This is a genomic window from Burkholderia paludis (genome assembly GCF_000732615.1).
In the GTDB taxonomy this organism is placed as follows: Bacteria; Pseudomonadota; Gammaproteobacteria; order Burkholderiales; family Burkholderiaceae; genus Burkholderia; species Burkholderia paludis.
Genome location: NZ_JPGL01000028.1, coordinates 75571 through 99362, shown reverse-complemented (window position 1 = coordinate 99362; position 23792 = coordinate 75571). Strand labels below are relative to the sequence as shown.

Genomic DNA, 23792 nt, shown 5'->3' with positions numbered 1-23792 from the left:
GAGAAAGCAATGAAAGCTCTGCTCGATCTATTCAAGCAAGTCCAACAGGAAGAAGTTTTCGACGCGATCAAGATCGGTCTGGCTTCGCCTGACAAGATCCGTTCGTGGTCGTTCGGCGAGGTGAAGAAGCCGGAGACCATCAACTACCGTACGTTCAAGCCGGAACGTGATGGTCTCTTCTGCGCGAAGATCTTCGGGCCGATCAAGGACTACGAGTGCCTGTGCGGCAAGTACAAGCGCCTGAAGCACCGCGGCGTGATCTGCGAGAAGTGCGGCGTCGAAGTGACGCTGGCGAAGGTGCGTCGCGAGCGCATGGGCCACATCGAGCTGGCCTCGCCGGTCGCGCACATCTGGTTCCTGAAGTCGCTGCCGTCGCGTCTGGGCATGGTGCTCGACATGACGCTGCGCGACATCGAACGCGTGCTGTACTTCGAAGCGTACGTGGTGATCGAACCGGGCATGACGCCGCTGAAGGCGCGGCAGATCATGACCGAGGAGGATTACTACAACAAGGTCGAGGAATACGGCGACGAATTCCGTGCCGAAATGGGCGCGGAAGGCGTGCGTGAACTGCTGCGCGCGATCAACATCGACGAGCAGGTCGAGACGCTGCGCACCGAGCTGAAGAACACCGGCTCGGAAGCGAAGATCAAGAAGTACGCGAAGCGCCTGAAGGTCCTCGAGGCATTCCAGCGCTCGGGCATCAAGCCCGAGTGGATGATCCTCGAAGTGCTGCCGGTGCTGCCGCCGGAACTGCGTCCGCTCGTGCCGCTGGACGGCGGCCGTTTCGCGACGTCGGACCTGAACGACCTGTATCGCCGCGTGATCAACCGTAACAACCGGTTGAAGCGTCTGCTTGAGCTGAAGGCGCCTGAAATCATCGTCCGCAACGAAAAGCGGATGCTGCAGGAAGCCGTCGACTCGCTGCTCGACAACGGTCGTCGCGGCAAGGCGATGACGGGCGCGAACAAGCGTCCGCTGAAGTCGCTCGCCGACATGATCAAGGGCAAGGGCGGCCGTTTCCGTCAGAACCTGCTGGGCAAGCGCGTCGACTACTCGGGCCGTTCGGTCATCGTGGTCGGCCCGACGCTGAAGCTGCACCAGTGCGGTCTGCCGAAGCTGATGGCGCTCGAGCTGTTCAAGCCGTTCATCTTCAACAAGCTGGAAGTGATGGGCGTCGCGACGACCATCAAGGCGGCGAAGAAGGAAGTCGAGAACCAGACGCCGGTGGTGTGGGACATCCTCGAAGAGGTGATCCGCGAGCACCCGGTGATGCTGAACCGTGCGCCGACGCTGCACCGTCTCGGTATCCAGGCGTTCGAGCCCGTGCTGATCGAAGGCAAGGCAATCCAGCTGCACCCGCTCGTCTGCGCGGCGTTCAACGCCGACTTCGACGGTGACCAGATGGCCGTTCACGTGCCGCTGTCGCTCGAAGCGCAGATGGAAGCGCGCACGCTGATGCTTGCGTCGAACAACGTGCTGTTCCCGGCCAACGGCGATCCGTCGATCGTGCCGTCGCAGGATATCGTGCTGGGTCTGTACTACGCGACCCGCGAAGCGATCAACGGCAAGGGCGAAGGCCTGTCGTTCACGGGCGTGTCGGAAGCGATCCGCGCGTACGAGAACAAGGAAGTCGAGCTGGCCTCGCGCGTCAACGTGCGGATCACCGAAATGGTCCGCAACGAGGACACGTCGGAAGGCGCGCCGGAATTCGTGCCGAAGATCTCGCTGTACGCGACGACCGTCGGCCGCGCGATCCTGTCGGAGATCCTGCCGCACGGCCTGCCGTTCTCGGTGCTGAACAAGCCGCTGAAGAAGAAGGAAATCTCGCGCCTGATCAACACGGCGTTCCGCAAGTGCGGTCTGCGCGCGACGGTGGTGTTCGCCGACCAGCTGATGCAGTCGGGTTTCCGTCTCGCGACGCGCGCCGGCATTTCGATCTGCGTGGACGACATGCTCGTGCCGCCGCAGAAGGAAACGATCGTCGGCGACGCCGCGAAGAAGGTGAAGGAGTACGACCGCCAGTACATGTCGGGTCTCGTCACCGCGCAGGAACGCTACAACAACGTGGTCGACATCTGGTCGGCAACGTCGGAAGCGGTCGGCAAGGCGATGATGGAGCAGCTGTCGACGGAGCCGGTGACGGACCGCGACGGCAAGGAAACGCGCCAGGAATCGTTCAACTCGATCTACATGATGGCCGACTCGGGCGCCCGGGGTTCGGCGGTTCAGATTCGTCAGCTGGCCGGTATGCGCGGCCTGATGGCGAAGCCGGACGGCTCGATTATCGAGACGCCGATTACCGCGAACTTCCGCGAAGGTCTGAACGTGTTGCAGTACTTCATCTCGACCCACGGTGCACGTAAGGGTCTGGCTGATACGGCACTGAAGACCGCGAACTCGGGTTACCTGACGCGTCGTCTCGTCGACGTCACGCAGGATCTGGTCGTGGTGGAAGACGATTGCGGCACGTCGAACGGCGTGGCGATGAAGGCCCTGGTCGAAGGCGGTGAAGTCGTCGAAGCGCTGCGTGACCGTATCCTCGGCCGCGTTGCGGTCGCGGACGTCGTGAACCCGGAAACGCAGGAAACGGTGTACGAATCGGGCACGCTGCTCGATGAAACGGCGGTCGAGGAAATCGAACGTCTGGGCATCGACGAAGTGCGCGTGCGCACGCCGCTGACCTGCGAAACGCGCTACGGCCTGTGTGCAGCCTGCTACGGCCGTGACCTTGGCCGCGGCTCGCTCGTGAACGTCGGCGAAGCAGTCGGCGTGATCGCGGCACAGTCGATCGGCGAACCGGGCACGCAGCTGACGATGCGTACGTTCCACATCGGTGGTGCGGCATCGCGTGCGGCAGTGGCCTCGTCGGTCGAAGCGAAGAGCAACGGTATCGTGCGCTTCACGGCGACGATGCGTTACGTCACGAACGCGAAGGGCGAGCAGATCGTCATTTCCCGTTCGGGCGAAGCGATGATCACCGACGATTTCGGTCGCGAGCGCGAGCGTCACAAAGTGCCGTACGGCGCGACGCTGCTGCAGCTCGACGGTGTGACGATCAAGGCTGGCACGCAGCTCGCCACCTGGGATCCGCTGACGCGTCCGATCATCACCGAGTACGGTGGTACGGTGAAGTTCGAGAACGTCGAGGAAGGCGTGACCGTCGCGAAGCAGATCGACGACGTGACCGGCCTGTCGACGCTGGTCGTGATCGACGTGAAGCGTCGTGGTTCGCAGGCTTCGAAGAGCGTGCGTCCGCAGGTCAAGCTGCTCGACGCGAACGGCGACGAAGTGAAGATTCCGGGCACGGAGCACGCAGTGCAGATCGGCTTCCAGGTCGGCGCACTGATCACCGTGAAGGATGGTCAGCAGGTGCAGGTCGGTGAAGTGCTCGCACGTATCCCGACGGAAGCGCAGAAGACGCGTGACATTACCGGCGGTCTGCCGCGGGTGGCGGAACTGTTCGAAGCGCGTTCGCCGAAGGATGCCGGCATTCTCGCGGAAGTCACCGGTACGACGTCGTTCGGTAAGGACACGAAGGGCAAGCAGCGTCTCGTCATCACGGATCTCGAGGGCAACCAGCACGAGTTCCTGATCGCGAAGGAAAAGCAGGTTCTGGTTCACGATGCCCAGGTCGTCAACAAGGGCGAAATGATCGTGGACGGTCCGGCCGATCCGCACGACATCCTGCGTCTGCAGGGTATCGAGGCGCTGTCGCGCTACATCGTCGACGAAGTGCAGGACGTGTATCGTCTGCAGGGCGTGAAGATCAACGACAAGCACATCGAGGTGATCGTTCGCCAGATGCTGCGTCGTGTGCAGATCACCGACAACGGCGATACGCGCTTCATCCCGGGCGAACAGGTCGAGCGTTCCGACATGCTGGACGAGAACGATCGCATGATCGCCGAGGACAAGCGTCCGGCTTCGTACGACAACGTGCTGCTCGGTATCACGAAGGCATCGCTGTCGACCGACTCGTTCATCTCCGCGGCATCGTTCCAGGAAACGACCCGCGTGCTGACCGAAGCGGCGATCATGGGCAAGCGCGACGATCTGCGCGGCCTGAAGGAAAACGTGATCGTCGGCCGTCTGATTCCGGCCGGTACGGGTCTCGCGTTCCACAAGGCACGCAAGGCGAAGGAATCGTCGGATCGCGAGCGTTTCGACCAGATCGCAGCGGAAGAAGCATTCGACTTCGGCACGCCGAGCGCGCCTGCCGCGGAAGAGCCGCAACAGCACCCGGCAGCCGAGTAAGCGCGGGCGGCGCGAGCCGCCTCGCCTCACCACGCTGTCACCGAAACCGCCCGGTTCTGCCGGGCGGTTTTTTTTATCCGTCGTTCACGCGCATGACGCGCTTGCGCAGTGCCGGCCGAGGCCGCTTGCGAGCGATGCGTCGCCTGGCCGCACGTGCCGCCGCAGGCATCGCAATCACATGCAGCGAGGCCGTTGCAGGCACGTCATGCGCGCGAACGAACCCTGGCCGATCGGCCAAACCGCACGATTCGCCACGCGTTGCGCGAGCGGGTTGTTAAAATTGCGGTCATCGTCCAGCCGTCCCTGTCCTCTTTCATGTCCCGCGCCCTCGAAATCCTCGACGAAGTATTTGGTTATCCCGCTTTTCGCGGCCAGCAGGGTGAGATCGTCGAGCACGTCGCCGGCGGCGGCGATTGTCTCGTGCTGATGCCGACCGGCGGCGGCAAGTCGCTGTGCTACCAGATCCCGGCGCTGCTGCGCCGCGAGGCCGGGCAGGGCGCCGGCATCGTCGTGTCGCCGCTGATCGCGCTGATGCAGGACCAGGTCGCTGCGTTGAGCGAAGTCGGCGTGCGTGCGGCCTACCTGAATTCGACGCTGTCGGGCGCCGAGGCGGCGGCAACCGAGCGCGCGCTGCGCGAAGGCGAAATCGACCTGCTGTACGTGGCGCCCGAACGGCTGATGACGGGGCGCTTCCTCGACCTGCTCGAGCGCGCGAAGATCGGCCTGTTCGCGATCGACGAAGCGCACTGCGTGTCGCAATGGGGGCACGATTTCCGCCCGGAATACATTCAGCTGTCGGTGCTGCACGAGCGGTTCCCGTCGGTGCCGCGCATCGCGCTGACCGCCACGGCCGACGCGATCACGCGCGACGAGATCATCCATCGCCTAGCGCTAGACGACGCACGCGTGTTCGTGTCGAGCTTCGATCGCCCGAACATCCGCTACCGGATCGTCGAGAAGGACAACGCACGTTCGCAGCTGCTCGACTTCATCCGCGCCGAACACACGAATGCCGACGGTACGACCGATGCGGGTGTCGTGTATTGCCTGTCGCGCCGCAAGGTCGAGGAAACGGCCGAGTGGCTGAAGGCGCAGGGCGTGCGCGCGCTGCCGTATCACGCCGGGATGGAGTTCGAGGTGCGGCAGAAGCACCAGGAAATGTTCCAGCGCGAGGAAGGCATCGTGATGTGCGCGACGATTGCGTTCGGCATGGGCATCGACAAACCCGACGTGCGCTTCGTCGCGCACCTGGATTTGCCGAAGAGCGTCGAAGGCTACTACCAGGAAACGGGCCGCGCCGGTCGTGACGGGATGCCCGCGAATGCGTGGATGGCGTACGGCCTCGGCGATGTCGTCCAGCAGCGCAAGATGATCGACGAGTCCGATGCGGACGACGCGCACAAGCGCGTCCAGACGTCGAAGCTGGACGCGCTGCTCGGGCTGTGCGAGACGATCTCGTGCCGCCGCGTGCGGCTGCTGAACTACTTCGGCGAGGAGAGCAAGCCGTGCGGCAACTGCGACACGTGCCTCGAGCCGCCTGATTCGTGGGATGCGACGCGTGAGGCGCAGATGGCGCTGTCCTGCGTGTTCCGCGCACAGCGCGCAAGCGGCTTCAATTTCGGCTCGAGCCACCTGATCGAGATCCTGCGCGGCGGGCGCACCGAGAAGGTGTTGCAACGCGGCCACGACCAGCTGACGACGTTCGGGATCGGCGCGTCGCTGTCGGAACCCGAGTGGCGCGCGATTTTCCGGCAGCTCGTCGCGTACGGCTATCTGGCCGTCGATCATGGCGGCTTCGGCGCGCTCGTGCTGACCGAAGCCGCGAAGCCCGTGCTGAAGAACGAGGAGAAGGTCACGCTGCGTCGCTACGTGAAGCCGCAGCGCACGCGCCAGTCGTCGAGCCGCAGCGGTACGCGCGTCGATCCGACGGCCGGCATGGGCGCGCGCGAGCGCGCCCGGTGGGATGCGCTGCGCGCGTGGCGCGCGGAAACCGCGAAGACGGACGGCGTGCCGGCCTACGTGATCTTCCACGACGCGACGCTCGCCGAGATCGCACGCAACGCGCCGGAGTCGATCGACGACCTGCGCCATATCCCCGGCATGGGGGTGCGCAAGCTGGAGCGCTTCGGCGACGAGATCATCGACGTCGTCGAGTCGGCCTGACACAGGCGTTCCGACCCTTCCGGTAAACCGCGCGTCCGGCCGGCGAATCACGCAAGCCGTTGACTTAGTTGGTATTTCCGGAATATCATGCTGGGTTCCGGTATTCGGTGGGCCGAGTCGCATTCGAAAGTTCGCGCCCGTTTCGCCGGTTCGGAAGTCAACTGTGCGCCGATTCTCGCTTTGCCCGAAATCGATGCGCAGATTTTGTTCAATTTCAGGAATAAACAATGCCAACCATCAACCAACTGGTTCGCAAAGGCCGTCAGTCGGAAACGACGAAGAGCAAGAGCCCGGCCCTGCAGGACTGCCCCCAGCGTCGCGGCGTGTGCACCCGTGTGTACACGACGACGCCGAAGAAGCCGAACTCGGCACTCCGTAAGGTCGCCAAGGTTCGTCTGACGAACGGCTTCGAAGTGATTTCGTACATCGGCGGTGAAGGCCACAACCTGCAGGAACACTCGGTTGTGCTGATCCGCGGCGGCCGTGTGAAGGACTTGCCGGGTGTGCGTTACCACATGGTTCGCGGCTCGCTGGATACCCAGGGCGTCAAGGACCGTAAGCAAGCGCGCTCGAAGTACGGCGCGAAGCGTGCAAAGGCTGCCAAGTAAGCAGTTTTTGATCAGGGATCGCCGCAGGGCGGTCAAGGCGGGAGTGCCGGATTGCCGGTGCTGTCGAGTAAGTGGTCACCCGGCCAAGCTGGTTAGTCGTGAAGATGTGATCGGGTTTGTTGGTGGCCGCGGAGCTGGAACCAGCTCCAACTGAACAAGTAAAGGAAGAATCATGCCGCGTCGTCGCGAAGTCCCCAAGCGGGAAGTGTTGCCGGATCCGAAGTTCGGTAACGTTGATGTTGCCAAGTTCATGAACATGCTGATGCTGTCCGGCAAGAAGTCGGTCGCAGAGCGCATCGTTTATGGCGCATTCGAACAAATCCAGACCAAGGGTGGCAAGGACCCGCTGGAAGTGTTCACGGTTGCGCTCAACAACGTGAAGCCGGTGGTCGAAGTGAAGAGCCGCCGCGTTGGTGGTGCCAACTATCAAGTTCCGGTCGAAGTGCGCCCGTCGCGTCGTATGGCATTGGCGATGCGCTGGCTGCGTGAGGCTGCGAAGAAGCGTAGCGAGAAGTCGATGGCCCTGCGCCTGGCAGGTGAACTCTCCGAAGCGGCCGAAGGCCGTGGCGGCGCGATGAAGAAGCGCGACGAAGTTCACCGCATGGCAGAAGCCAACCGCGCGTTCTCGCATTTCCGTTTCTAAGCGCCTGGCTGGGCTGTTTGCGGAAATAAATTCCGGGCGGGTGCGCTTTTCAGGCGCCTCGCCCGTTTGTGTTGAAGCACGATGCAGCAGGGCTGCATCGTGTCATCCCAGTAGAGGATCAAAGTGGCTCGCAAGACTCCTATCGAGCGCTACCGCAATATCGGTATTAGCGCTCACATCGACGCCGGCAAAACGACGACGACCGAGCGCATTCTGTTTTACACCGGTGTGAACCACAAGATCGGTGAAGTCCACGACGGCGCAGCCACGATGGACTGGATGGAGCAGGAACAGGAGCGTGGCATCACGATCACGTCCGCTGCTACCACGGCCTTCTGGAAGGGCATGGGCGGCAACTATCCGGAACACCGCATCAACATCATCGACACCCCGGGCCACGTCGACTTCACGATCGAAGTGGAGCGTTCGATGCGCGTGCTCGACGGCGCGTGCATGGTGTACTGCGCAGTGGGCGGCGTGCAGCCGCAGTCGGAAACGGTGTGGCGCCAGGCGAACAAGTACAAGGTGCCGCGTCTCGCGTTCGTCAACAAGATGGACCGTACCGGCGCGAACTTCTTCAAGGTCTACGACCAGCTCCGTCTGCGCCTGAAGGCGAACCCGGTTCCGGTCGTGGTGCCGATCGGTGCGGAAGAAGGCTTCAAGGGCGTCGTCGATCTGATCAAGATGAAGGCGATCATTTGGGACGAAGCGTCGCAAGGCACGAAGTTCGACTACGTCGACATCCCGGCGGAACTCGCCGACACGTGCAACGAGTGGCGTGAAAAGATGGTCGAAGCCGCTGCCGAGTCGAGCGAAGACCTGATGAACAAGTACCTGGAAGCAGGTTCGCTGACGGAAGACGAGATCGTGAAGGGTCTGCGTGACCGTACGATCGCGTGCGAAATCCAGCCGATGCTGTGCGGTACCGCGTTCAAGAACAAGGGCGTGCAGCGTATGCTCGACGCCGTGATCGACTTCCTGCCGTCGCCGGTCGACATTCCGCCGGTTACGGGCGAACTCGAAAACGGCGAGAAGACGGAGCGTCGTGCTTCCGACGACGAGAAGTTCTCGTCGCTCGCGTTCAAGATCATGACCGACCCGTTCGTCGGCCAGCTGATCTTCTTCCGCGTCTACTCGGGCGTCGTCAATTCGGGCGACACGCTGCTCAATGCGACCAAGGGCAAGAAGGAACGCCTCGGCCGTATTCTGCAGATGCACGCGAACCAGCGTGAAGAAATCAAGGAAGTCCGTGCGGGCGACATCGCTGCCGCGGTCGGCCTGAAGGAAGCGACCACCGGCGATACGCTGTGCGATCCGGCACATCCGATCGTGCTCGAGCGCATGGTGTTCCCGGAGCCGGTGATTTCGCAGGCTGTCGAGCCGAAGACCAAGGCTGACCAGGAAAAGATGGGCCTGGCGCTGAACCGTCTGGCACAGGAAGATCCGTCGTTCCGCGTGCAGACCGACGAAGAATCGGGTCAAACGATCATTTCGGGCATGGGCGAGCTCCACCTCGAAATTCTGGTTGACCGGATGAAGCGTGAATTCGGCGTGGAAGCGACCGTCGGCAAGCCGCAGGTTGCTTACCGCGAAACGATCCGCAAGTCGGCCGCGGACGTCGAAGGCAAGTTCGTCAAGCAGTCGGGCGGTCGCGGTCAGTACGGCCATGCGGTCATCACGCTCGAGCGCAGCGAACTGGGCAAGGGCTACGAGTTCATCGACGCGATCAAGGGCGGCGTGATTCCGCGTGAATACATTCCGTCGGTTGACAAGGGTATCCAGGAAACGCTGAAGAGCGGTGTGCTGGCAGGCTTCCCGGTCGTCGACGTGAAGGTCACGCTGACGTTCGGTTCGTACCACGACGTCGACTCGAACGAAAATGCGTTCCGCATGGCTGGTTCGATGGCGTTCAAGGAAGCAATGCGCCGCGCGGATCCGGTTCTGCTCGAGCCGATGATGGCCGTTGAAGTGGAAACGCCGGAAGACTTCATGGGTAACGTGATGGGTGACCTGTCGGGTCGTCGCGGCATTATCCAGGGCATGGACGACATGGTGGGCGGCGGCAAGATCGTGCGCGCCGAAGTGCCGCTGTCGGAAATGTTCGGCTATTCCACGTCGCTGCGTTCGCTCACGCAAGGTCGCGCAACGTACACGATGGAGTTCAAGCACTACGCTGAAGCTCCGAAGAACGTTGCAGAAGCGATCATCAGCGCGAAGTCGAAGTAATTCGCTATCACAATCGATTATTTTTGAAAGAAGAGAATCATGGCAAAAGGTAAATTCGAGCGGACCAAGCCGCACGTGAACGTTGGTACGATTGGTCACGTTGACCACGGCAAGACGACGCTGACGGCAGCGATCACGACGGTTCTGACGAAGAAGTTCGGCGGCGAAGCGAAGGCATACGACCAGATCGACGCGGCACCGGAAGAAAAGGCGCGCGGCATCACGATCAACACGGCACACGTCGAGTACGAAACGGCTAACCGCCACTACGCACACGTCGACTGCCCGGGCCACGCTGACTATGTGAAGAACATGATCACGGGCGCAGCGCAGATGGACGGCGCGATCCTGGTTTGCTCGGCAGCAGACGGCCCGATGCCGCAAACGCGTGAGCACATCCTGCTGGCGCGTCAGGTTGGCGTTCCGTACATCATCGTGTTCCTGAACAAGTGCGACATGGTGGACGACGCTGAACTGCTCGAGCTGGTCGAGATGGAAGTTCGCGAACTCCTGTCGAAGTACGACTTCCCGGGCGACGACACGCCGATCGTGAAGGGTTCGGCCAAGCTGGCGCTGGAAGGCGACACGGGCGAGCTGGGCGAAGTGGCGATCATGAACCTGGCAGACGCGCTGGACACGTACATCCCGACGCCGGAGCGCGCAGTTGACGGCGCATTCCTGATGCCGGTGGAAGACGTGTTCTCGATCTCGGGTCGTGGCACGGTGGTGACGGGTCGCGTCGAGCGCGGCATCGTCAAGGTCGGCGAGGAAATCGAAATCGTCGGTATCAAGCCGACGGTGAAGACGACCTGCACGGGCGTGGAAATGTTCCGCAAGCTGCTGGACCAAGGTCAAGCGGGCGACAACGTTGGTATCCTGCTGCGCGGCACGAAGCGTGAAGACGTGGAGCGTGGCCAGGTTCTGGCGAAGCCGGGTTCGATCACGCCGCACACGCACTTCACCGCTGAAGTGTACGTGCTGAGCAAGGACGAAGGCGGCCGTCACACGCCGTTCTTCAACAACTACCGTCCGCAGTTCTACTTCCGTACGACGGACGTGACGGGCTCGATCGAGCTGCCGAAGGACAAGGAAATGGTGATGCCGGGCGACAACGTGTCGATCACGGTGAAGCTGATCGCTCCGATCGCGATGGAAGAAGGTCTGCGCTTCGCAATCCGCGAAGGCGGCCGTACGGTCGGCGCCGGCGTCGTCGCCAAGATCATCGAGTAACATCGACGATCCGCGGATCCCGACGGGGTCCGCGATTCCGCGGTATGCGGTTGTACCGTCGAAACCGGGTGTCCAGCTTGCGCTGGCACCCGGTTTTGTTTTTTCGGTGCGCTGCGTGCGACGGCAAGCGGGACGACAAACTCGCACCATCGCTCCAGAATTTCGTGTAGAATCGCGGGCTTAGCAGTGGAAGTACTGTCCGGAACCTGATGTCTCGCTCCCCGCAGGCGTCATGTTTCACGTTCTTTTGGTGTCCGGCGATGCAAGATCGCCTCGCTCTTTTCAAGGAATCGTCATGCAGCAACAGAAAATCCGCATTCGCCTGAAGGCTTTCGACTATCGTCTGATCGATCAATCGGCAGCCGAGATCGTCGATACCGCGAAGCGGACTGGCGCAATCGTCCGTGGCCCGGTGCCGCTGCCGACGCGCATTCAGCGTTTTGACATCCTGCGTTCGCCGCACGTCAACAAGACGTCGCGCGATCAGCTCGAAATCCGCACCCACCAGCGCCTGATGGACATCGTCGATCCGACCGACAAGACGGTTGACGCGCTGATGAAGCTCGACCTGCCGGCTGGCGTCGACGTGGAAATCAAGCTGCAGTAAGGCTTTCGGCGCCAACCGGCCTGTCGGGTGGCGCTAAGTCTTTGTATTGCTTGCGGAAATCGCGAGGTCGGGCTATACTGCTTGGCTTTTCGCGTATTCGCGTAAAAAAGTTGGGCCTTGCGTGCCCGGCATTTTGTAAATCAGCCCCGACCAATCGCAGTCGGGAATGGAGAAAATGATGAGCCTTGGACTCGTAGGTCGCAAGGTTGGCATGACCCGTATCTTCACGGCGGAAGGGGATTCGATTCCCGTCACCGTGCTGGACGTGTCGGACAACCGCGTGACGCAGATCAAGACTGTTGAAACCGACGGCTACACGGCCGTGCAGGTTGCATTCGGCTCCCGCCGCGCATCGCGCGTGACGAAGCCGCTGGCAGGTCATCTCGCCAAAGCCGGTGTCGAAGCCGGTGAAATCCTCAAGGAATTCCGCATTGACGCGGCCAAGGCAGCCGAGCTGTCGAATGGCGCCGTGGTCGGTGCAGATCTTTTCGAAGTGGGCCAGAAGGTCGACGTGCAAGGCGTGTCGATCGGTAAGGGCTACGCCGGTACGATCAAGCGTTACAACTTCTCCTCCGGCCGTGCCACGCACGGTAACTCGCGCTCGCACAACGTGCCGGGCTCGATCGGTATGGCGCAGGATCCGGGTCGTGTTTTCCCGGGTAAACGCATGACGGGTCACATGGGTGACGTGACGGTGACGGTGCAGAACCTCGAAATCGCTCGTATCGACGCAGAGCGCAAGCTGCTGCTCGTGAAGGGTGCGATTCCGGGCGCGAAGGGCGGCAAGGTCTTCGTGACGCCGGCCGTCAAGACCAAGGGGGCGAAATAATGGAACTCAAGCTCCTGAACGAAAATGGTCAGGAAGGTGCAGTGGTCAACGCATCGGACGTCGTGTTCGGTCGTGACTACAACGAAGCGCTGATCCACCAGGTCGTCGTCGCTTACCAGGCGAATGCTCGCCAGGGTAACCGCGCACAGAAGGACCGTGAGCAAGTCAAGCACACGACCAAGAAGCCGTGGCGCCAGAAGGGTACGGGCCGTGCTCGTGCCGGTATGTCGTCGAGCCCGTTGTGGCGTGGCGGTGGTCGTATCTTCCCGAATTCGCCGGAAGAGAACTTCTCGCACAAGGTCAACAAGAAGATGCATCGCGCAGGTCTCTGCTCGATCTTCTCGCAGCTGGCCCGTGAAGGCCGTCTGTCGGTTGTCGAGGACATCATCCTCGAAGCGCCGAAGACCAAGCTGCTGGCCGAAAAATTCAAGACCATGGGTCTCGACTCCGTGCTGATCATCACCGACACGGTTGACGAAAACCTGTACCTGGCATCGCGCAACCTGCCGCACGTGGCAATTGTCGAGCCGCGCTACGCTGACCCGCTGTCGCTGATCTACTTCAAGAAAGTGCTGGTCACGAAGGCTGCGGTCGCCCAGATCGAGGAGTTGCTGTCATGAGCGAGATTCGCAAGAACGATCATCGTTTGATGCAGGTCCTGCTCGCACCGGTGATCTCGGAAAAGGCGACGCTGGTTGCCGACAAGAACGAGCAAGTCGTGTTCGAAGTCGCACCGGATGCCACGAAGCAGGAAGTGAAGGCGGCTGTCGAGCTGCTGTTCAAGGTTGAAGTTGATTCCGTCAACGTGCTGGTTCAGAAGGGCAAGCAAAAGCGCTTTGGCCGTTCGATGGGCCGCCGCAAGGACGTGAAGAAGGCGTATGTCTGCCTGAAGCCCGGCCAGGAAATCAACTTTGAAGCGGAGGCCAAGTAATCATGGCAATCGTTAAAGTTAAACCGACTTCGCCGGGTCGCCGCGCGATGGTCAAGGTGGTCAACAAGAACCTGCACCAGGGCAAGCCGTTCGCGGCACTGCTCGACTCGCAGAGCTCGACCGCCGGCCGTAACAACAACGGCCGTATCACCACGCGTCACAAGGGTGGTGGTCACAAGCAGCACTATCGTATCGTCGATTTCCGTCGCACGAAGGATGGCATTCCGGCAAAGGTCGAGCGTCTCGAGTACGACCCGAACCGTAGCGCGAACATCGCGCTGGTGCTCTACGCAGACGGCGAACGCCGCTACATCATCGCCCCGAAGGGCCTGACCGTCGGCCAACAGCTGATGTCGGGTTCGGAAGCGCCGATCCGTGCAGGCAACACGCTGCCGATCCGCAACATTCCGGTCGGTACGACGATCCACTGCATCGAGATGCTGCCGGGCAAGGGCGCGCAAATGGCGCGTTCGGCTGGCACGTCGGCCATGCTGCTCGCACGTGAAGGCGTCTACGCGCAGGTTCGTCTGCGTTCGGGCGAAATCCGCCGCGTGCACATCGAGTGCCGTGCAACGATCGGTGAAGTCGGCAACGAAGAGCATAGCCTGCGCCAGATCGGCAAGGCTGGCGCGAACCGCTGGCGCGGTATCCGCCCGACGGTGCGTGGCGTTGCGATGAACCCGGTTGATCACCCGCACGGTGGTGGTGAGGGCAAGACGGCTGCAGGTCGCGATCCGGTTAGCCCGTGGGGTACGCCGGCTAAGGGTTATCGCACCCGTAGCAACAAGCGCACGACGACGATGATCGTCCAGCGCCGTCACAAGCGTTAAGGAGTAGGCAATGGCACGTTCTGTAAAAAAAGGTCCGTTCTGCGACGCCCATTTGCTGAAGAAAGTTGAGGCGGCTGCAGCTTCGCGCGACAAAAAGCCGATCAAGACCTGGTCGCGTCGCTCGACGATTCTGCCGGATTTCATCGGCCTGACGATCGCCGTTCATAACGGCCGTCAACACGTTCCGGTGTACATCTCGGAAAACATGGTCGGCCACAAGCTTGGCGAGTTCGCACTGACCCGTACGTTCAAGGGTCACGCGGCCGACAAGAAGGCCAAGAAATAAGGGGCAATCAAGATGGAAGTGAAAGCAATTCATCGCGGTGCCCGCATCTCGGCGCAAAAAACGCGCCTTGTGGCTGACCAGATCCGCGGTTTGCCGGTCGACAAGGCGCTGAACGTTCTGACGTTCTCGCCGAAGAAAGCGGCTGGCATCGTGAAGAAGGTTGTGCTGTCGGCAATCGCGAATGCGGAGCACAACGAAGGCGCCGATATCGACGAGCTCAAGATCAAGAGCATCTACGTCGACAAGGCTGCATCGCTCAAGCGTTTCACCGCGCGCGCCAAGGGCCGCGGTAACCGCATCGAGAAGCAATCCTGTCACATCACTGTGACGGTCGGGAATTAAGGAGCCATACGATGGGACAGAAAATTCATCCGACTGGCTTCCGCCTGGCTGTCAGCCGCAATTGGGCTTCGCGTTGGTACGCGAACAACAACAATTTCGCGGCGATGCTTCAGGAAGACATCGGTGTTCGTGAATACCTGAAGAAGAAGCTGAAGAACGCTTCGGTCGGTCGGGTCGTCATCGAGCGTCCGGCGAAGAACGCGCGCATCACGATTTACAGCTCGCGTCCGGGTGTGGTCATCGGCAAGAAGGGCGAGGATATCGAACAGCTGAAGACGGAACTGCAACGCCGCATGGGCGTGCCGGTTCACGTCAACATCGAAGAGATCCGCAAGCCGGAAACCGATGCTCAGCTGATCGCTGACTCGATCACGCAACAGCTCGAGCGCCGGATCATGTTCCGTCGCGCGATGAAGCGTGCGATGCAGAACGCGATGCGTCTGGGTGCCCAGGGCATCAAGATCATGAGCGCGGGCCGTCTGAACGGTATCGAAATCGCTCGTACGGAGTGGTATCGCGAAGGTCGCGTGCCCCTTCACACGCTGCGTGCTGATATCGACTACGCAACCTCGGAAGCGAAGACGACCTACGGGATCATCGGCGTCAAGGTGTGGGTCTACAAGGGCGACACGCTCGGCCGCAACGACGCACCGGTGGTGGAAGAAGTAGCCGAAGACAAGCGTCCGCGTCGCAATGCGCGTCCGGGCGACCGTCGTCCGCGCCGTGACGGCGAAGGCGGCGCTCCGGGTGCTCGTCGTGGCGCACCGCGCCGTGGCGCCGGCAAGCCCGAAGACGGCAAGACTGGAGAATAACGATGCTGCAACCGAAACGCAGGAAGTATCGTAAAGAGCAGAAGGGTCGTAACACCGGCAAGGCGACGCGCGGCAACGCAGTGTCGTTCGGTGACTTCGGCCTGAAGGCGATCGGTCGCGGTCGTTTGACCGCACGCCAGATTGAAGCGGCGCGTCGTGCAATGACGCGTCACATCAAGCGTGGCGGCCGCATCTGGATCCGGATCTTCCCGGACAAGCCGATTTCGCAGAAGCCGGCCGAAGTGCGTATGGGTAACGGTAAGGGTAACCCGGAGTACTACGTCGCGGAGATTCAGCCGGGCAAGATGCTCTATGAAATGGACGGCGTAACCGAAGAACTGGCACGCGAAGCGTTCCGTCTGGCTGCAGCCAAGCTGCCGCTGAAGACGGCATTCATCGTGCGCCAGCTCGGCGCCTAAGGAGAAAACATGAAGGCTTCCGAACTTCTCCAGAAAGACCAGGCCGCGCTCAACAAGGAGCTGGCGGACCTGCTGAAGGCGCAATTCGGCCTGCGCATGCAACTCGCGACCCAGCAGCTCACGAACACGAGCCAGCTGAAGAAGGTTCGTCGCGACATCGCACGTGTGCGGACCGTCATGACTCAGAAGGCGAACCAGAAATGAACGATAGCGTGAAAACCTCGCTGAAGCGGACGCTGGTCGGTCGGGTCGTCAGCAACAAGATGGACAAGACCGTCACCGTGCTGATCGAGCACCGCGTCAAGCACCCGATCTACGGCAAGTATGTCGTGCGCTCGAAGAAGTACCACGCGCACGATGAAGCGAACACCTGCAACGAAGGCGATCTCGTCGAAATCCAGGAAACTCGTCCTGTTTCGAAGACGAAGGCCTGGACGGTGTCGCGCCTCGTCGAAGCAGCTCGCGTCATCTAAGCGGGCAGTGCAGTAGGCAGTAACGGGCACTTCTCCGCGAAGTGCTTGAAATCGCAAAGTTTTTGCTTGCGTGGCCAGGATTATTTGTTATAATCCTGGTCTTCCCTCTTTATGGGAGCCCCGTCGCGGGCGAAGTTGGTGGGGGAAGCGGACTGGCGCCAGCCTGTCCGAAAGATTCACCGAATTGCGATGGCGGGTTTCGTTTGCCGTCGCTGCTGTTCCAACCCAAGCAGCCGATTGGCTGACGGGACCAAGACTGACCGTATGCATCATGGTGGTGCATCCGGATTAAGTTGGGAAAGACAAACCATGATCCAGACCGAATCTCGGCTCGAAGTAGCCGACAACACGGGTGCACGTGAAGTCATGTGCATCAAGGTGCTCGGCGGCTCGAAGCGTCGTTATGCCAGCATTGGCGACATCATCAAGGTGACCGTCAAAGAGGCAACGCCGCGCGGGCGCGTGAAGAAAGGCGAAATTTACAACGCCGTGGTGGTCCGCACCGCCAAGGGCGTCCGCCGTCAAGACGGCTCGCTGATCAAGTTCGACGGCAACGCCGCTGTGCTTTTGAATAACAAGCTCGAGCCGATCGGCACCCGTATCTTCGGGCCGGTGACGCGTGAGCTGCGTAGCGAACGATTCATGAAGATCGTTTCGCTGGCGCCGGAAGTGCTGTAAGGAGTCGCGATGAACAAGATTCGCAAGGGTGACGAAGTTATCGTTGTCACCGGCAAGGACAAGGGCAAGCGCGGCGTCGTGCTGGCTGTCGGTGCTGAGCATGTGACGGTTGAAGGTATCAACCTCGTCAAGAAGCATGTGAAGCCGAACCCGATGAAGGGTACGACGGGCGGTGTGGAAGCGAAGACGATGCCCCTGCATATTTCGAACGTCGCACTGGTCGACGCGAATGGCAAGGCGTCGCGTGTTGGCATCAAGGTCGAGGAAGGCAAGAAGGTTCGCTTCCTGAAGACGACCGGTGCCGTACTGAGCGCCTGACGCAGCGGAGTAAAAAATGGCTCGTTTTCAAGAGTTTTACAAAGAAAAGGTTGTGCCCGGCCTGATCGAGAAGTTCGGTTACAAGTCGGTCATGGAAGTGCCGCGCATCACCAAGATCACGCTGAACATGGGTCTTGGCGAAGCGATCGCTGACAAGAAGATCATCGAGAACGCCGTTGGCGACCTCACGAAGATCGCCGGCCAGAAGCCGGTCGTCACGAAGGCGCGCAAGGCAATCGCAGGCTTCAAGATCCGCCAGGGTTACCCGATCGGCGCGATGGTGACGCTGCGTGGCCGTGCAATGTACGAATTCCTCGACCGTTTCGTGACGGTCGCCCTGCCCCGCGTGCGTGACTTCCGCGGTGTGTCGGGTCGTGCTTTCGATGGCCGTGGCAACTACAACATCGGTGTGAAAGAGCAGATCATTTTCCCCGAAATCGATTACGACAAGATCGACGCACTGCGTGGGCTGAACATCAGCATCACGACGACTGCGAAGACCGACGACGAAGCAAAGGCTCTGCTCGCCAGCTTCAAGTTCCCGTTCAGAAACTGAGGTTACCGTGGCTAAACTGGCACTGATCGAACGTGAAAAGAAGCGCGCCCGCCTGGTCGCGAAGTTCGCAGCTAAGCGCGAAGCGCTGAAGGCGATCGTCGAAGACCAAAGCAAGTCGGAAGAAGAGCGCTACGAAGCACGCCTGGAGCTGCAGCAACTGCCCCGCAACGCAAACCCGACCCGCCAGCGTAACCGCTGCGCGATCACGGGCCGTCCGCGTGGCACGTTCCGCAAATTCGGCCTCGCGCGTAACAAGATTCGTGAAATCGCATTCCGTGGCGAGATTCCTGGCCTGACCAAGGCGAGCTGGTAATAGGAGAAACGTAAATGAGCATGAGTGATCCTATCGCCGATATGCTGACTCGCATCCGCAACGCGCAGATGGTCGAGAAGGTATCGGTCGCGATGCCCTCGTCGAAGGTCAAGGTTGCAATCGCGCAAGTCCTGAAGGACGAAGGTTATATCGACGATTTCGCGGTGAAGAGCGAAGGCGCGAAGGCAGAACTGAACATCGCGCTGAAGTACTACGCCGGCCGTCCGGTTATCGAACGCCTCGAGCGCGTGTCGAAGCCTGGCCTGCGCGTGTACCGCGGTCGTAACGACATTCCGCAGGTCATGAACGGCCTCGGCGTGGCAATCGTGTCGACGCCGAAGGGCGTGATGACCGACCGCAAGGCGCGCGCTACCGGCGTCGGCGGCGAAGTCATCTGCTACGTCGCTTAAAGCCGAGGAGAGAGAAACATGTCTCGAGTAGGTAAGAGCCCGATCGCGCTGCAAGGCGCGGAAGTCAAGCTGGCCGACGGTGCAATCATCGTCAAGGGCCCGCTGGGCACCATCACGCAAGCGATCAATCCGCTCGTGAACGTGGCGAACAACGACGGCACGCTGAACCTGTCGCCGGTGAACGAAAGCCGCGAAGCAAATGCACTGTCGGGCACGATGCGCGCGATCATCGCGAATGCCGTGCACGGCGTGACCAAGGGTTTCGAGCGCAAGCTGACGCTGGTTGGCGTCGGTTATCGTGCACAAGCGCAAGGCGACAAGCTGAACCTGTCGCTGGGTTTCTCGCACCCGGTGGTGCACCAGATGCCGGAAGGCGTCAAGGCTGAAACCCCGACGCAAACCGAAATCGTGATCAAGGGGATCAACAAGCAACAAGTCGGTCAAGTGGCTGCGGAAGTCCGCGGTTACCGTCCGCCGGAGCCCTACAAGGGCAAGGGCGTGCGCTATGCCGACGAGGTTGTGATCCTCAAAGAAACGAAGAAGAAGTAAGGGTGCGCAATCATGGATAAGACTCAATCTCGCCTGCGCCGCGCTCGCCAGACGCGTATCAAGATCGCTGAGCTGCAGGTCGCGCGTCTCGCCGTGCATCGCACGAACACGCACATCTACGCTCAAGTGTTCTCGCCCTGCGGCACCAAGGTGCTCGCCAGCGCGTCGACGCTCGAAGCAGAAGTGCGCGCAGAACTGGCCGACAAGTCGGGCAAGGGCGGCAACGTTAATGCCGCGACGCTGATCGGCAAGCGTATTGCCGAGAAGGCAAAGGCTGCCGGCATCGAATCCGTCGCCTTCGACCGCTCGGGCTTCCGCTACCACGGCCGCGTCAAGGCGCTGGCTGAGGCAGCTCGCGAAGCTGGGCTCAAGTTCTAAGGAAGGAATTCGTCATGGCAAAGATGCAAGCGAAAGTTCAGGCTGACGAGCGCGACGACGGCCTTCGTGAAAAGATGATTTCGGTCAACCGCGTGACCAAGGTCGTGAAGGGTGGCCGTATTCTCGGCTTCGCCGCACTGACCGTGGTTGGCGACGGCGATGGCCGCATCGGTATGGGCAAGGGCAAGGCGAAGGAAGTGCCGGTCGCTGTCCAGAAGGCAATGGAACAAGCTCGCCGCAACATGTTCAAGGTGCCGCTCAAGAACGGCACGCTGCAACACGAAGTGCACGGCAAGCACGGCGCATCGGCCGTCCTCCTCGCTCCGGCGAAGGCAGGTACGGGCGTGATCGCCGGCGGCCCGATGCGCGCAGTGTTCGACGTGATGGGCGTTCAGAACGTCGTGGCGAAGAGCCACGGTTCGACGAACCCGTACAACCTCGTTCGCGCCACGCTGGACGGTCTGCGCAAGCAGTCCACCCCGGCAGACATCGCGGCGAAGCGCGGCAAGTCCGTCGAAGAAATTTTGGGCTAAGCCCGGGTGGTCACCATGTCTGAAAAAACTGTCAAGGTTCAGCTCGTTAAGAGCCTGATCGGGACCCGCGAATCGCACCGTGCGACCGTGCGTGGTCTGGGCCTGCGCCGACTCAACTCGGTTAGCGAGCTCCAGGACACGCCGGCGGTCCGCGGCATGATCAACAAGGTCTCGTACCTCGTTAAGGTCATCGCGTAAGCGGCGCTACGGATCAAGGAGTTGATATGGAATTGAATAACCTGAAGCCGGCAGCTGGCGCCAAGCACGCCAAGCGTCGCGTCGGCCGTGGCATCGGTTCGGGCCTCGGCAAGACGGCTGGCCGTGGTCACAAGGGTCAGAAATCGCGTTCGGGCGGCTTCCACAAAGTCGGTTTCGAAGGCGGTCAGATGCCGCTGCAACGTCGTCTGCCGAAGCGCGGCTTCACGTCGCTGACGAAGGAATTCGTCGGTGAAGTGCGCCTGGGCGACCTCGAGAAGCTGCCGGTCGATGAAATCGATCTGCTCGCACTGAAGCAAGCCGGCCTGGTCGGCGAGCTGACGAAGAGCGCAAAGATCATCGCGACGGGCGAACTGAAGCGCAAGATCGTCGTGAAGGGTCTCGGTGCCACCAAGGGTGCGCGCGCTGCGATCGAAGCGGCTGGCGGTTCGTTCGCCGAGTGACACGCGTAGCGCGTCGTCACTTGCATTCATCGGAGAAGGTACTTGGCTAACAGCCCGAGTCTTGCAAAACCCGGTCGAAGCACGGCGAAATTCGGCGATCTGCGCCGGCGAGCGATGTTCCTGCTCCTGGCGCTGATCGTCTATCGCATCGGCGCGCACATTCCCGTGCCGGGCATCGATCCGGATCAACTGGCGAAGCTGTTCCAGAGCCAGGCGGGCGGCATCCTGGGCATGTTCAACATGTTCTCGGGTGGCGCGCTTTCCCGCTTCACGATCTTTGCGCTGGGGATCATGCCGTACATTTCGGCGTCGATCATCATGCAGTTGTTGGCGATCGTCTCGCCGCAGCTCGAGGCGCTGAAGAAGGAAGGGCAGGCAGGGCAACGGAAGATCACGCAGTACACGCGGTATTTCACCGTGGTGCTCGCGACCTTCCAGGCGTTCGGTATCGCGGCTGCGCTGGAAAACCAGCCGGGCCTCGTCACCGATCCCGGCATGCTGTTCCGCCTGACCACGGTCGTGACGCTGGTAACCGGTACGATGTTCCTGATGTGGCTTGGCGAGCAGATTACCGAGCGCGGTCTGGGCAACGGTATCTCGATCATCATCTTCGGCGGGATCGCAGCAGGGTTCCCGAATGCCGTGGGTGGGTTGCTCGAACTGGTGAAAACGGGTTCGATGGGGCCGTTCTCGGCGATCATCATCGTCGTTCTGATTGCCGCGGTGACTTACCTGGTCGTGTTCATCGAACGCGGTCAGCGCAAGATCCTCGTGAACTACGCGAAGCGCCAGGTCGGCAACAAGATCTACGGCGGGCAGTCGTCGCACCTGCCGTTGAAGCTGAACATGTCGGGCGTGATTCCGCCGATCTTCGCGTCGTCGATCATTCTGTTCCCGGCAACGATTCTCGGCTGGTTCAGTACCGGTCAGCCGTCGGGAAGCTGGATTTCCAATACGTTGCATAACGTTGCGGAAGCGCTGAAGCCGGGCCAGCCGGTCTACGTGCTGCTGTACACGCTGGCGATCGTGTTTTTCTGCTTCTTCTACACCGCATTGGTGTTCAACAGCAGGGAAACCGCGGACAACCTGAAGAAGAGCGGCGCGTTTGTTCCGGGCATCCGTCCGGGCGATCAGACCGCACGATATATCGACCGCATCCTCACGCGTCTGACGCTGGCCGGTGCGATCTACATCGTCTTTGTGTGTCTGCTGCCGGAATTCCTGGTGCTGCGCTGGAACGTGCCGTTTTATTTTGGTGGAACGTCGCTGCTGATCATTGTCGTCGTCACGATGGACTTTATGGCGCAGGTGCAGTCGTACGTTATGTCGCAACAGTATGAGTCACTGCTCAAGAAGGCCAACTTCAAGGGCGGCAACATCCCAATGCGTTAAAAAGGACTATGGCCAAAGACGATGTAATCCAGATGCAAGGTGAGGTGATCGAAAACCTCCCGAATGCGACCTTCCGTGTGAAGCTGGAAAACGGCCATGTCGTGTTGGGGCATATCTCCGGAAAGATGCGGATGCACTACATCCGCATTCTCCCGGGCGACAAGGTGACGGTTGAATTGACGCCTTACGATCTGTCTCGTGCGCGGATCGTGTTCCGGGCGAAGTGATTTGAAAAAAGGGTATTATCATGAAAGTGATGGCATCGGTTAAGCGCATTTGCCGCAATTGCAAGATCATCAAGCGCAAAGGCGTCGTTCGCGTGATCTGCAGCTCGGATCCGCGCCACAAGCAGCGCCAAGGCTGACCGCGCGTTTGTTTGCGCTTTTTGTTTGAGGAAAAACAATGGCTCGTATCGCAGGGGTTAACATCCCGAATCACCAGCATACCGAGATTGGCCTGACGGCTATCTTTGGTATCGGCCGCACCCGTTCGCGCAGCATCTGCGTGGCAGCTGGCGTCGATTTTTCGAAGAAGGTCAAGGACCTGACCGACGCAGACTTGGAAAAGCTGCGTGAAGAAGTGGGCAAGTTTGTCGTCGAAGGCGATCTGCGCCGTGAAGTGACGATGAACATCAAGCGCCTGATGGACCTCGGTTGCTACCGTGGCGTTCGTCATCGCAAGGGCCTGCCGATGCGCGGTCAGCGTACGCGTACGAACGCACGTACTCGCAAGGGTCCGCGTCGTGCAGCGCAAGCGCTGAAGAAGTAAGCGGAACTGACAGTTACAGGAAAACGTAATGGCTAAGGCTTCGAACACCGCGGCGCAACGCGTTCGCAAGAAGGTTAAGAAGAACGTCGCTGAAGGCGTGGTTCACGTTCACGCGTCGTTCAACAACACGATCATCACGATCACCGATCGCCAAGGCAACGCACTGGCATGGGCGACGTCGGGCGGTCAGGGCTTCAAGGGCTCGCGCAAATCGACGCCGTTCGCTGCCCAGGTCGCAGCCGAGTCGGCTGGCCGCGTCGCGATGGAATACGGCGTGAAGAATCTGGAAGTGCGGATCAAGGGCCCGGGCCCGGGTCGCGAGTCGGCAGTGCGCGCACTGCACGGCCTCGGCATCAAGATCACCGCGATTTCGGACGTCACCCCGATTCCGCACAACGGCTGCCGCCCGCCGAAGCGTCGTCGTATCTAAAGGTGTGCTGGCACGTTCGTGCTGGCACATTGCCTGTCGCCGCGTAGCGTCGACGGGCGTTGCTTTTTTGATTGACTAAGCCCACCGTTCGCCCCAAAGGGAGCGGACTAGCGCGGATTTCGATCCGCGTGACTGATTGATAAAGGAATGCA

32 protein-coding genes are annotated in these 23792 nt (G+C 60.9%); all 32 read left to right on the top strand.

The window, feature by feature from the left end:
- Positions 1–9 precede the first annotated feature (9 nt).
- The 32 genes from rpoC (at position 10) to rpsK (ending at position 23640) form a co-directional block, all read left to right on the top strand.
- Positions 10–4257 carry a DNA-directed RNA polymerase subunit beta' gene (rpoC, locus tag GQ56_RS0119065; protein WP_031400144.1) on the top strand — a complete coding sequence of 1416 codons (4248 nt, stop codon included), beginning with the start codon at positions 10–12 and terminating at the stop codon, positions 4255–4257.
- 315 nt (positions 4258–4572) lie between these two features.
- Complete coding sequence (recQ, locus tag GQ56_RS0119060; protein ID WP_031400143.1) at positions 4573–6420, top strand: DNA helicase RecQ; 1848 nt, start codon at positions 4573–4575, stop codon at positions 6418–6420.
- A gap of 227 nt (positions 6421–6647) precedes the next feature.
- On the top strand, positions 6648–7028 hold the full coding sequence (gene rpsL, locus GQ56_RS0119055) for a 30S ribosomal protein S12 (RefSeq protein ID WP_006400662.1): 381 nt from the start codon (positions 6648–6650) through the stop codon (positions 7026–7028).
- A gap of 172 nt (positions 7029–7200) precedes the next feature.
- Positions 7201–7671 (top strand): 30S ribosomal protein S7, encoded by a 471-nt coding sequence (rpsG, locus tag GQ56_RS0119050; RefSeq protein ID WP_006477195.1) that lies wholly within the window; start codon positions 7201–7203, stop codon positions 7669–7671.
- Positions 7672–7794: 123 nt separating this feature from the next.
- Positions 7795–9897 carry an elongation factor G gene (gene fusA, locus GQ56_RS0119045; protein ID WP_031400142.1) on the top strand — a complete coding sequence of 701 codons (2103 nt, stop codon included), beginning with the start codon at positions 7795–7797 and terminating at the stop codon, positions 9895–9897.
- A 39-nt stretch (positions 9898–9936) separates the two neighbouring features.
- Positions 9937–11127, top strand: a complete 1191-nt coding sequence (gene tuf / locus GQ56_RS0119040; RefSeq protein ID WP_017333531.1) for an elongation factor Tu — start codon at positions 9937–9939, stop codon at positions 11125–11127.
- A gap of 295 nt (positions 11128–11422) precedes the next feature.
- A complete protein-coding gene (gene rpsJ, locus GQ56_RS0119035) occupies positions 11423–11734 on the top strand; it encodes a 30S ribosomal protein S10 (RefSeq protein ID WP_004199280.1) in 312 nt (103 codons plus the stop codon).
- Between the two features lie 178 nt (positions 11735–11912).
- Positions 11913–12563: a 50S ribosomal protein L3 gene (rplC, locus tag GQ56_RS0119030; protein ID WP_006482922.1), complete on the top strand. Its 651-nt coding sequence runs from the start codon at positions 11913–11915 to the stop codon at positions 12561–12563.
- Positions 12563–13183: a 50S ribosomal protein L4 gene (gene rplD, locus GQ56_RS0119025; RefSeq protein WP_011350675.1), complete on the top strand. Its 621-nt coding sequence runs from the start codon at positions 12563–12565 to the stop codon at positions 13181–13183. The genes rplC and rplD overlap by 1 nt, the downstream gene beginning before the upstream one ends.
- Entirely contained in the window at positions 13180–13494 is a 315-nt protein-coding gene (gene rplW, locus GQ56_RS0119020; protein ID WP_004199275.1) for a 50S ribosomal protein L23, read from the top strand. Before rplD ends, rplW begins: the two co-directional genes overlap by 4 nt.
- A gap of 2 nt (positions 13495–13496) precedes the next feature.
- Positions 13497–14324, top strand: coding sequence for a 50S ribosomal protein L2 (gene rplB, locus GQ56_RS0119015; RefSeq protein WP_006482900.1), 828 nt, complete (start codon positions 13497–13499; stop codon positions 14322–14324).
- A 10-nt stretch (positions 14325–14334) separates the two neighbouring features.
- Entirely contained in the window at positions 14335–14610 is a 276-nt protein-coding gene (gene rpsS / locus GQ56_RS0119010; RefSeq protein WP_004199273.1) for a 30S ribosomal protein S19, read from the top strand.
- A gap of 12 nt (positions 14611–14622) precedes the next feature.
- Positions 14623–14952, top strand: a complete 330-nt coding sequence (rplV, locus tag GQ56_RS0119005; RefSeq protein ID WP_004199272.1) for a 50S ribosomal protein L22 — start codon at positions 14623–14625, stop codon at positions 14950–14952.
- Positions 14953–14963: 11 nt separating this feature from the next.
- Positions 14964–15764 (top strand): 30S ribosomal protein S3, encoded by an 801-nt coding sequence (gene rpsC / locus GQ56_RS0119000; RefSeq protein WP_006482899.1) that lies wholly within the window; start codon positions 14964–14966, stop codon positions 15762–15764.
- A 2-nt stretch (positions 15765–15766) separates the two neighbouring features.
- Positions 15767–16183 carry a 50S ribosomal protein L16 gene (gene rplP / locus GQ56_RS0118995; protein ID WP_006752927.1) on the top strand — a complete coding sequence of 139 codons (417 nt, stop codon included), beginning with the start codon at positions 15767–15769 and terminating at the stop codon, positions 16181–16183.
- Between the two features lie 9 nt (positions 16184–16192).
- Positions 16193–16387, top strand: coding sequence for a 50S ribosomal protein L29 (gene rpmC, locus GQ56_RS0118990; protein WP_006400652.1), 195 nt, complete (start codon positions 16193–16195; stop codon positions 16385–16387).
- Positions 16384–16656 carry a 30S ribosomal protein S17 gene (gene rpsQ / locus GQ56_RS0118985; RefSeq protein ID WP_006752928.1) on the top strand — a complete coding sequence of 91 codons (273 nt, stop codon included), beginning with the start codon at positions 16384–16386 and terminating at the stop codon, positions 16654–16656. The genes rpmC and rpsQ overlap by 4 nt, the downstream gene beginning before the upstream one ends.
- Before the next feature lie 309 nt (positions 16657–16965).
- Positions 16966–17334: a 50S ribosomal protein L14 gene (gene rplN, locus GQ56_RS0118980; protein WP_013696372.1), complete on the top strand. Its 369-nt coding sequence runs from the start codon at positions 16966–16968 to the stop codon at positions 17332–17334.
- Positions 17335–17343: 9 nt separating this feature from the next.
- Positions 17344–17652: a 50S ribosomal protein L24 gene (gene rplX / locus GQ56_RS0118975; RefSeq protein ID WP_006477187.1), complete on the top strand. Its 309-nt coding sequence runs from the start codon at positions 17344–17346 to the stop codon at positions 17650–17652.
- A 16-nt stretch (positions 17653–17668) separates the two neighbouring features.
- Positions 17669–18208 (top strand): 50S ribosomal protein L5, encoded by a 540-nt coding sequence (rplE, locus tag GQ56_RS0118970; protein ID WP_006482882.1) that lies wholly within the window; start codon positions 17669–17671, stop codon positions 18206–18208.
- A 7-nt stretch (positions 18209–18215) separates the two neighbouring features.
- Positions 18216–18521 (top strand): 30S ribosomal protein S14, encoded by a 306-nt coding sequence (rpsN, locus tag GQ56_RS0118965; RefSeq protein WP_006482884.1) that lies wholly within the window; start codon positions 18216–18218, stop codon positions 18519–18521.
- 14 nt (positions 18522–18535) lie between these two features.
- On the top strand, positions 18536–18931 hold the full coding sequence (gene rpsH, locus GQ56_RS0118960; RefSeq protein WP_009687199.1) for a 30S ribosomal protein S8: 396 nt from the start codon (positions 18536–18538) through the stop codon (positions 18929–18931).
- Positions 18932–18949: 18 nt separating this feature from the next.
- Complete coding sequence (gene rplF / locus GQ56_RS0118955; protein ID WP_031400141.1) at positions 18950–19480, top strand: 50S ribosomal protein L6; 531 nt, start codon at positions 18950–18952, stop codon at positions 19478–19480.
- Positions 19481–19492: 12 nt separating this feature from the next.
- Positions 19493–19858 carry a 50S ribosomal protein L18 gene (gene rplR, locus GQ56_RS0118950; RefSeq protein ID WP_006477183.1) on the top strand — a complete coding sequence of 122 codons (366 nt, stop codon included), beginning with the start codon at positions 19493–19495 and terminating at the stop codon, positions 19856–19858.
- A 14-nt stretch (positions 19859–19872) separates the two neighbouring features.
- Positions 19873–20391, top strand: a complete 519-nt coding sequence (rpsE, locus tag GQ56_RS0118945; RefSeq protein WP_006482895.1) for a 30S ribosomal protein S5 — start codon at positions 19873–19875, stop codon at positions 20389–20391.
- 15 nt (positions 20392–20406) lie between these two features.
- Complete coding sequence (rpmD, locus tag GQ56_RS0118940; RefSeq protein WP_006400644.1) at positions 20407–20589, top strand: 50S ribosomal protein L30; 183 nt, start codon at positions 20407–20409, stop codon at positions 20587–20589.
- 26 nt (positions 20590–20615) lie between these two features.
- Complete coding sequence (gene rplO / locus GQ56_RS0118935) at positions 20616–21050, top strand: 50S ribosomal protein L15 (protein WP_006482880.1); 435 nt, start codon at positions 20616–20618, stop codon at positions 21048–21050.
- Between the two features lie 42 nt (positions 21051–21092).
- Positions 21093–22442, top strand: a complete 1350-nt coding sequence (gene secY / locus GQ56_RS0118930; protein WP_031400140.1) for a preprotein translocase subunit SecY — start codon at positions 21093–21095, stop codon at positions 22440–22442.
- An 8-nt stretch (positions 22443–22450) separates the two neighbouring features.
- Positions 22451–22669, top strand: coding sequence for a translation initiation factor IF-1 (gene infA / locus GQ56_RS0118925; protein ID WP_004521905.1), 219 nt, complete (start codon positions 22451–22453; stop codon positions 22667–22669).
- 20 nt (positions 22670–22689) lie between these two features.
- Positions 22690–22806 (top strand): 50S ribosomal protein L36, encoded by a 117-nt coding sequence (gene rpmJ / locus GQ56_RS0118920; RefSeq protein ID WP_004199844.1) that lies wholly within the window; start codon positions 22690–22692, stop codon positions 22804–22806.
- Between the two features lie 38 nt (positions 22807–22844).
- Positions 22845–23210 carry a 30S ribosomal protein S13 gene (rpsM, locus tag GQ56_RS0118915; protein WP_006400641.1) on the top strand — a complete coding sequence of 122 codons (366 nt, stop codon included), beginning with the start codon at positions 22845–22847 and terminating at the stop codon, positions 23208–23210.
- Positions 23211–23238: 28 nt separating this feature from the next.
- Entirely contained in the window at positions 23239–23640 is a 402-nt protein-coding gene (gene rpsK / locus GQ56_RS0118910) for a 30S ribosomal protein S11 (RefSeq protein WP_004197937.1), read from the top strand.
- The last annotated feature ends 152 nt before the right edge of the window (positions 23641–23792 follow it).

Excerpts from the sequence above, each read along its gene's own strand:
- rpsG (WP_006477195.1), top strand. The coding sequence starts at position 7,201 with ATGCCGCGTCGTCGCGAAGTCCCCAAGCGGGAAGTGTTGCCGGATCCG.
- rplP (WP_006752927.1), top strand. The coding sequence starts at position 15,767 with ATGCTGCAACCGAAACGCAGGAAGTATCGTAAAGAGCAGAAGGGTCGT.
- recQ (WP_031400143.1), top strand. The coding sequence starts at position 4,573 with ATGTCCCGCGCCCTCGAAATCCTCGACGAAGTATTTGGTTATCCCGCT.
- rpsJ (WP_004199280.1), top strand. The coding sequence starts at position 11,423 with ATGCAGCAACAGAAAATCCGCATTCGCCTGAAGGCTTTCGACTATCGT.
- rplN (WP_013696372.1), top strand. The coding sequence starts at position 16,966 with ATGATCCAGACCGAATCTCGGCTCGAAGTAGCCGACAACACGGGTGCA.
- rplB (WP_006482900.1), top strand. The coding sequence starts at position 13,497 with ATGGCAATCGTTAAAGTTAAACCGACTTCGCCGGGTCGCCGCGCGATG.
- rplV (WP_004199272.1), top strand. The coding sequence starts at position 14,623 with ATGGAAGTGAAAGCAATTCATCGCGGTGCCCGCATCTCGGCGCAAAAA.
- rpoC (WP_031400144.1), top strand. The coding sequence starts at position 10 with ATGAAAGCTCTGCTCGATCTATTCAAGCAAGTCCAACAGGAAGAAGTT.
- rplF (WP_031400141.1), top strand. The coding sequence starts at position 18,950 with ATGTCTCGAGTAGGTAAGAGCCCGATCGCGCTGCAAGGCGCGGAAGTC.
- rpsL (WP_006400662.1), top strand. The coding sequence starts at position 6,648 with ATGCCAACCATCAACCAACTGGTTCGCAAAGGCCGTCAGTCGGAAACG.
- rplC (WP_006482922.1), top strand. The coding sequence starts at position 11,913 with ATGAGCCTTGGACTCGTAGGTCGCAAGGTTGGCATGACCCGTATCTTC.
- rpsK (WP_004197937.1), top strand. The coding sequence starts at position 23,239 with ATGGCTAAGGCTTCGAACACCGCGGCGCAACGCGTTCGCAAGAAGGTT.
- rpmD (WP_006400644.1), top strand. The coding sequence starts at position 20,407 with ATGTCTGAAAAAACTGTCAAGGTTCAGCTCGTTAAGAGCCTGATCGGG.
- rpsQ (WP_006752928.1), top strand. The coding sequence starts at position 16,384 with ATGAACGATAGCGTGAAAACCTCGCTGAAGCGGACGCTGGTCGGTCGG.
- rplO (WP_006482880.1), top strand. The coding sequence starts at position 20,616 with ATGGAATTGAATAACCTGAAGCCGGCAGCTGGCGCCAAGCACGCCAAG.
- infA (WP_004521905.1), top strand. The coding sequence starts at position 22,451 with ATGGCCAAAGACGATGTAATCCAGATGCAAGGTGAGGTGATCGAAAAC.
- rpsS (WP_004199273.1), top strand. The coding sequence starts at position 14,335 with ATGGCACGTTCTGTAAAAAAAGGTCCGTTCTGCGACGCCCATTTGCTG.
- rpmJ (WP_004199844.1), top strand. The coding sequence starts at position 22,690 with ATGAAAGTGATGGCATCGGTTAAGCGCATTTGCCGCAATTGCAAGATC.
- rpsM (WP_006400641.1), top strand. The coding sequence starts at position 22,845 with ATGGCTCGTATCGCAGGGGTTAACATCCCGAATCACCAGCATACCGAG.
- rplR (WP_006477183.1), top strand. The coding sequence starts at position 19,493 with ATGGATAAGACTCAATCTCGCCTGCGCCGCGCTCGCCAGACGCGTATC.
- rpsC (WP_006482899.1), top strand. The coding sequence starts at position 14,964 with ATGGGACAGAAAATTCATCCGACTGGCTTCCGCCTGGCTGTCAGCCGC.
- rpsH (WP_009687199.1), top strand. The coding sequence starts at position 18,536 with ATGAGCATGAGTGATCCTATCGCCGATATGCTGACTCGCATCCGCAAC.
- rpmC (WP_006400652.1), top strand. The coding sequence starts at position 16,193 with ATGAAGGCTTCCGAACTTCTCCAGAAAGACCAGGCCGCGCTCAACAAG.
- rplE (WP_006482882.1), top strand. The coding sequence starts at position 17,669 with ATGGCTCGTTTTCAAGAGTTTTACAAAGAAAAGGTTGTGCCCGGCCTG.
- rplD (WP_011350675.1), top strand. The coding sequence starts at position 12,563 with ATGGAACTCAAGCTCCTGAACGAAAATGGTCAGGAAGGTGCAGTGGTC.
- rplW (WP_004199275.1), top strand. The coding sequence starts at position 13,180 with ATGAGCGAGATTCGCAAGAACGATCATCGTTTGATGCAGGTCCTGCTC.
- tuf (WP_017333531.1), top strand. The coding sequence starts at position 9,937 with ATGGCAAAAGGTAAATTCGAGCGGACCAAGCCGCACGTGAACGTTGGT.
- rplX (WP_006477187.1), top strand. The coding sequence starts at position 17,344 with ATGAACAAGATTCGCAAGGGTGACGAAGTTATCGTTGTCACCGGCAAG.
- rpsE (WP_006482895.1), top strand. The coding sequence starts at position 19,873 with ATGGCAAAGATGCAAGCGAAAGTTCAGGCTGACGAGCGCGACGACGGC.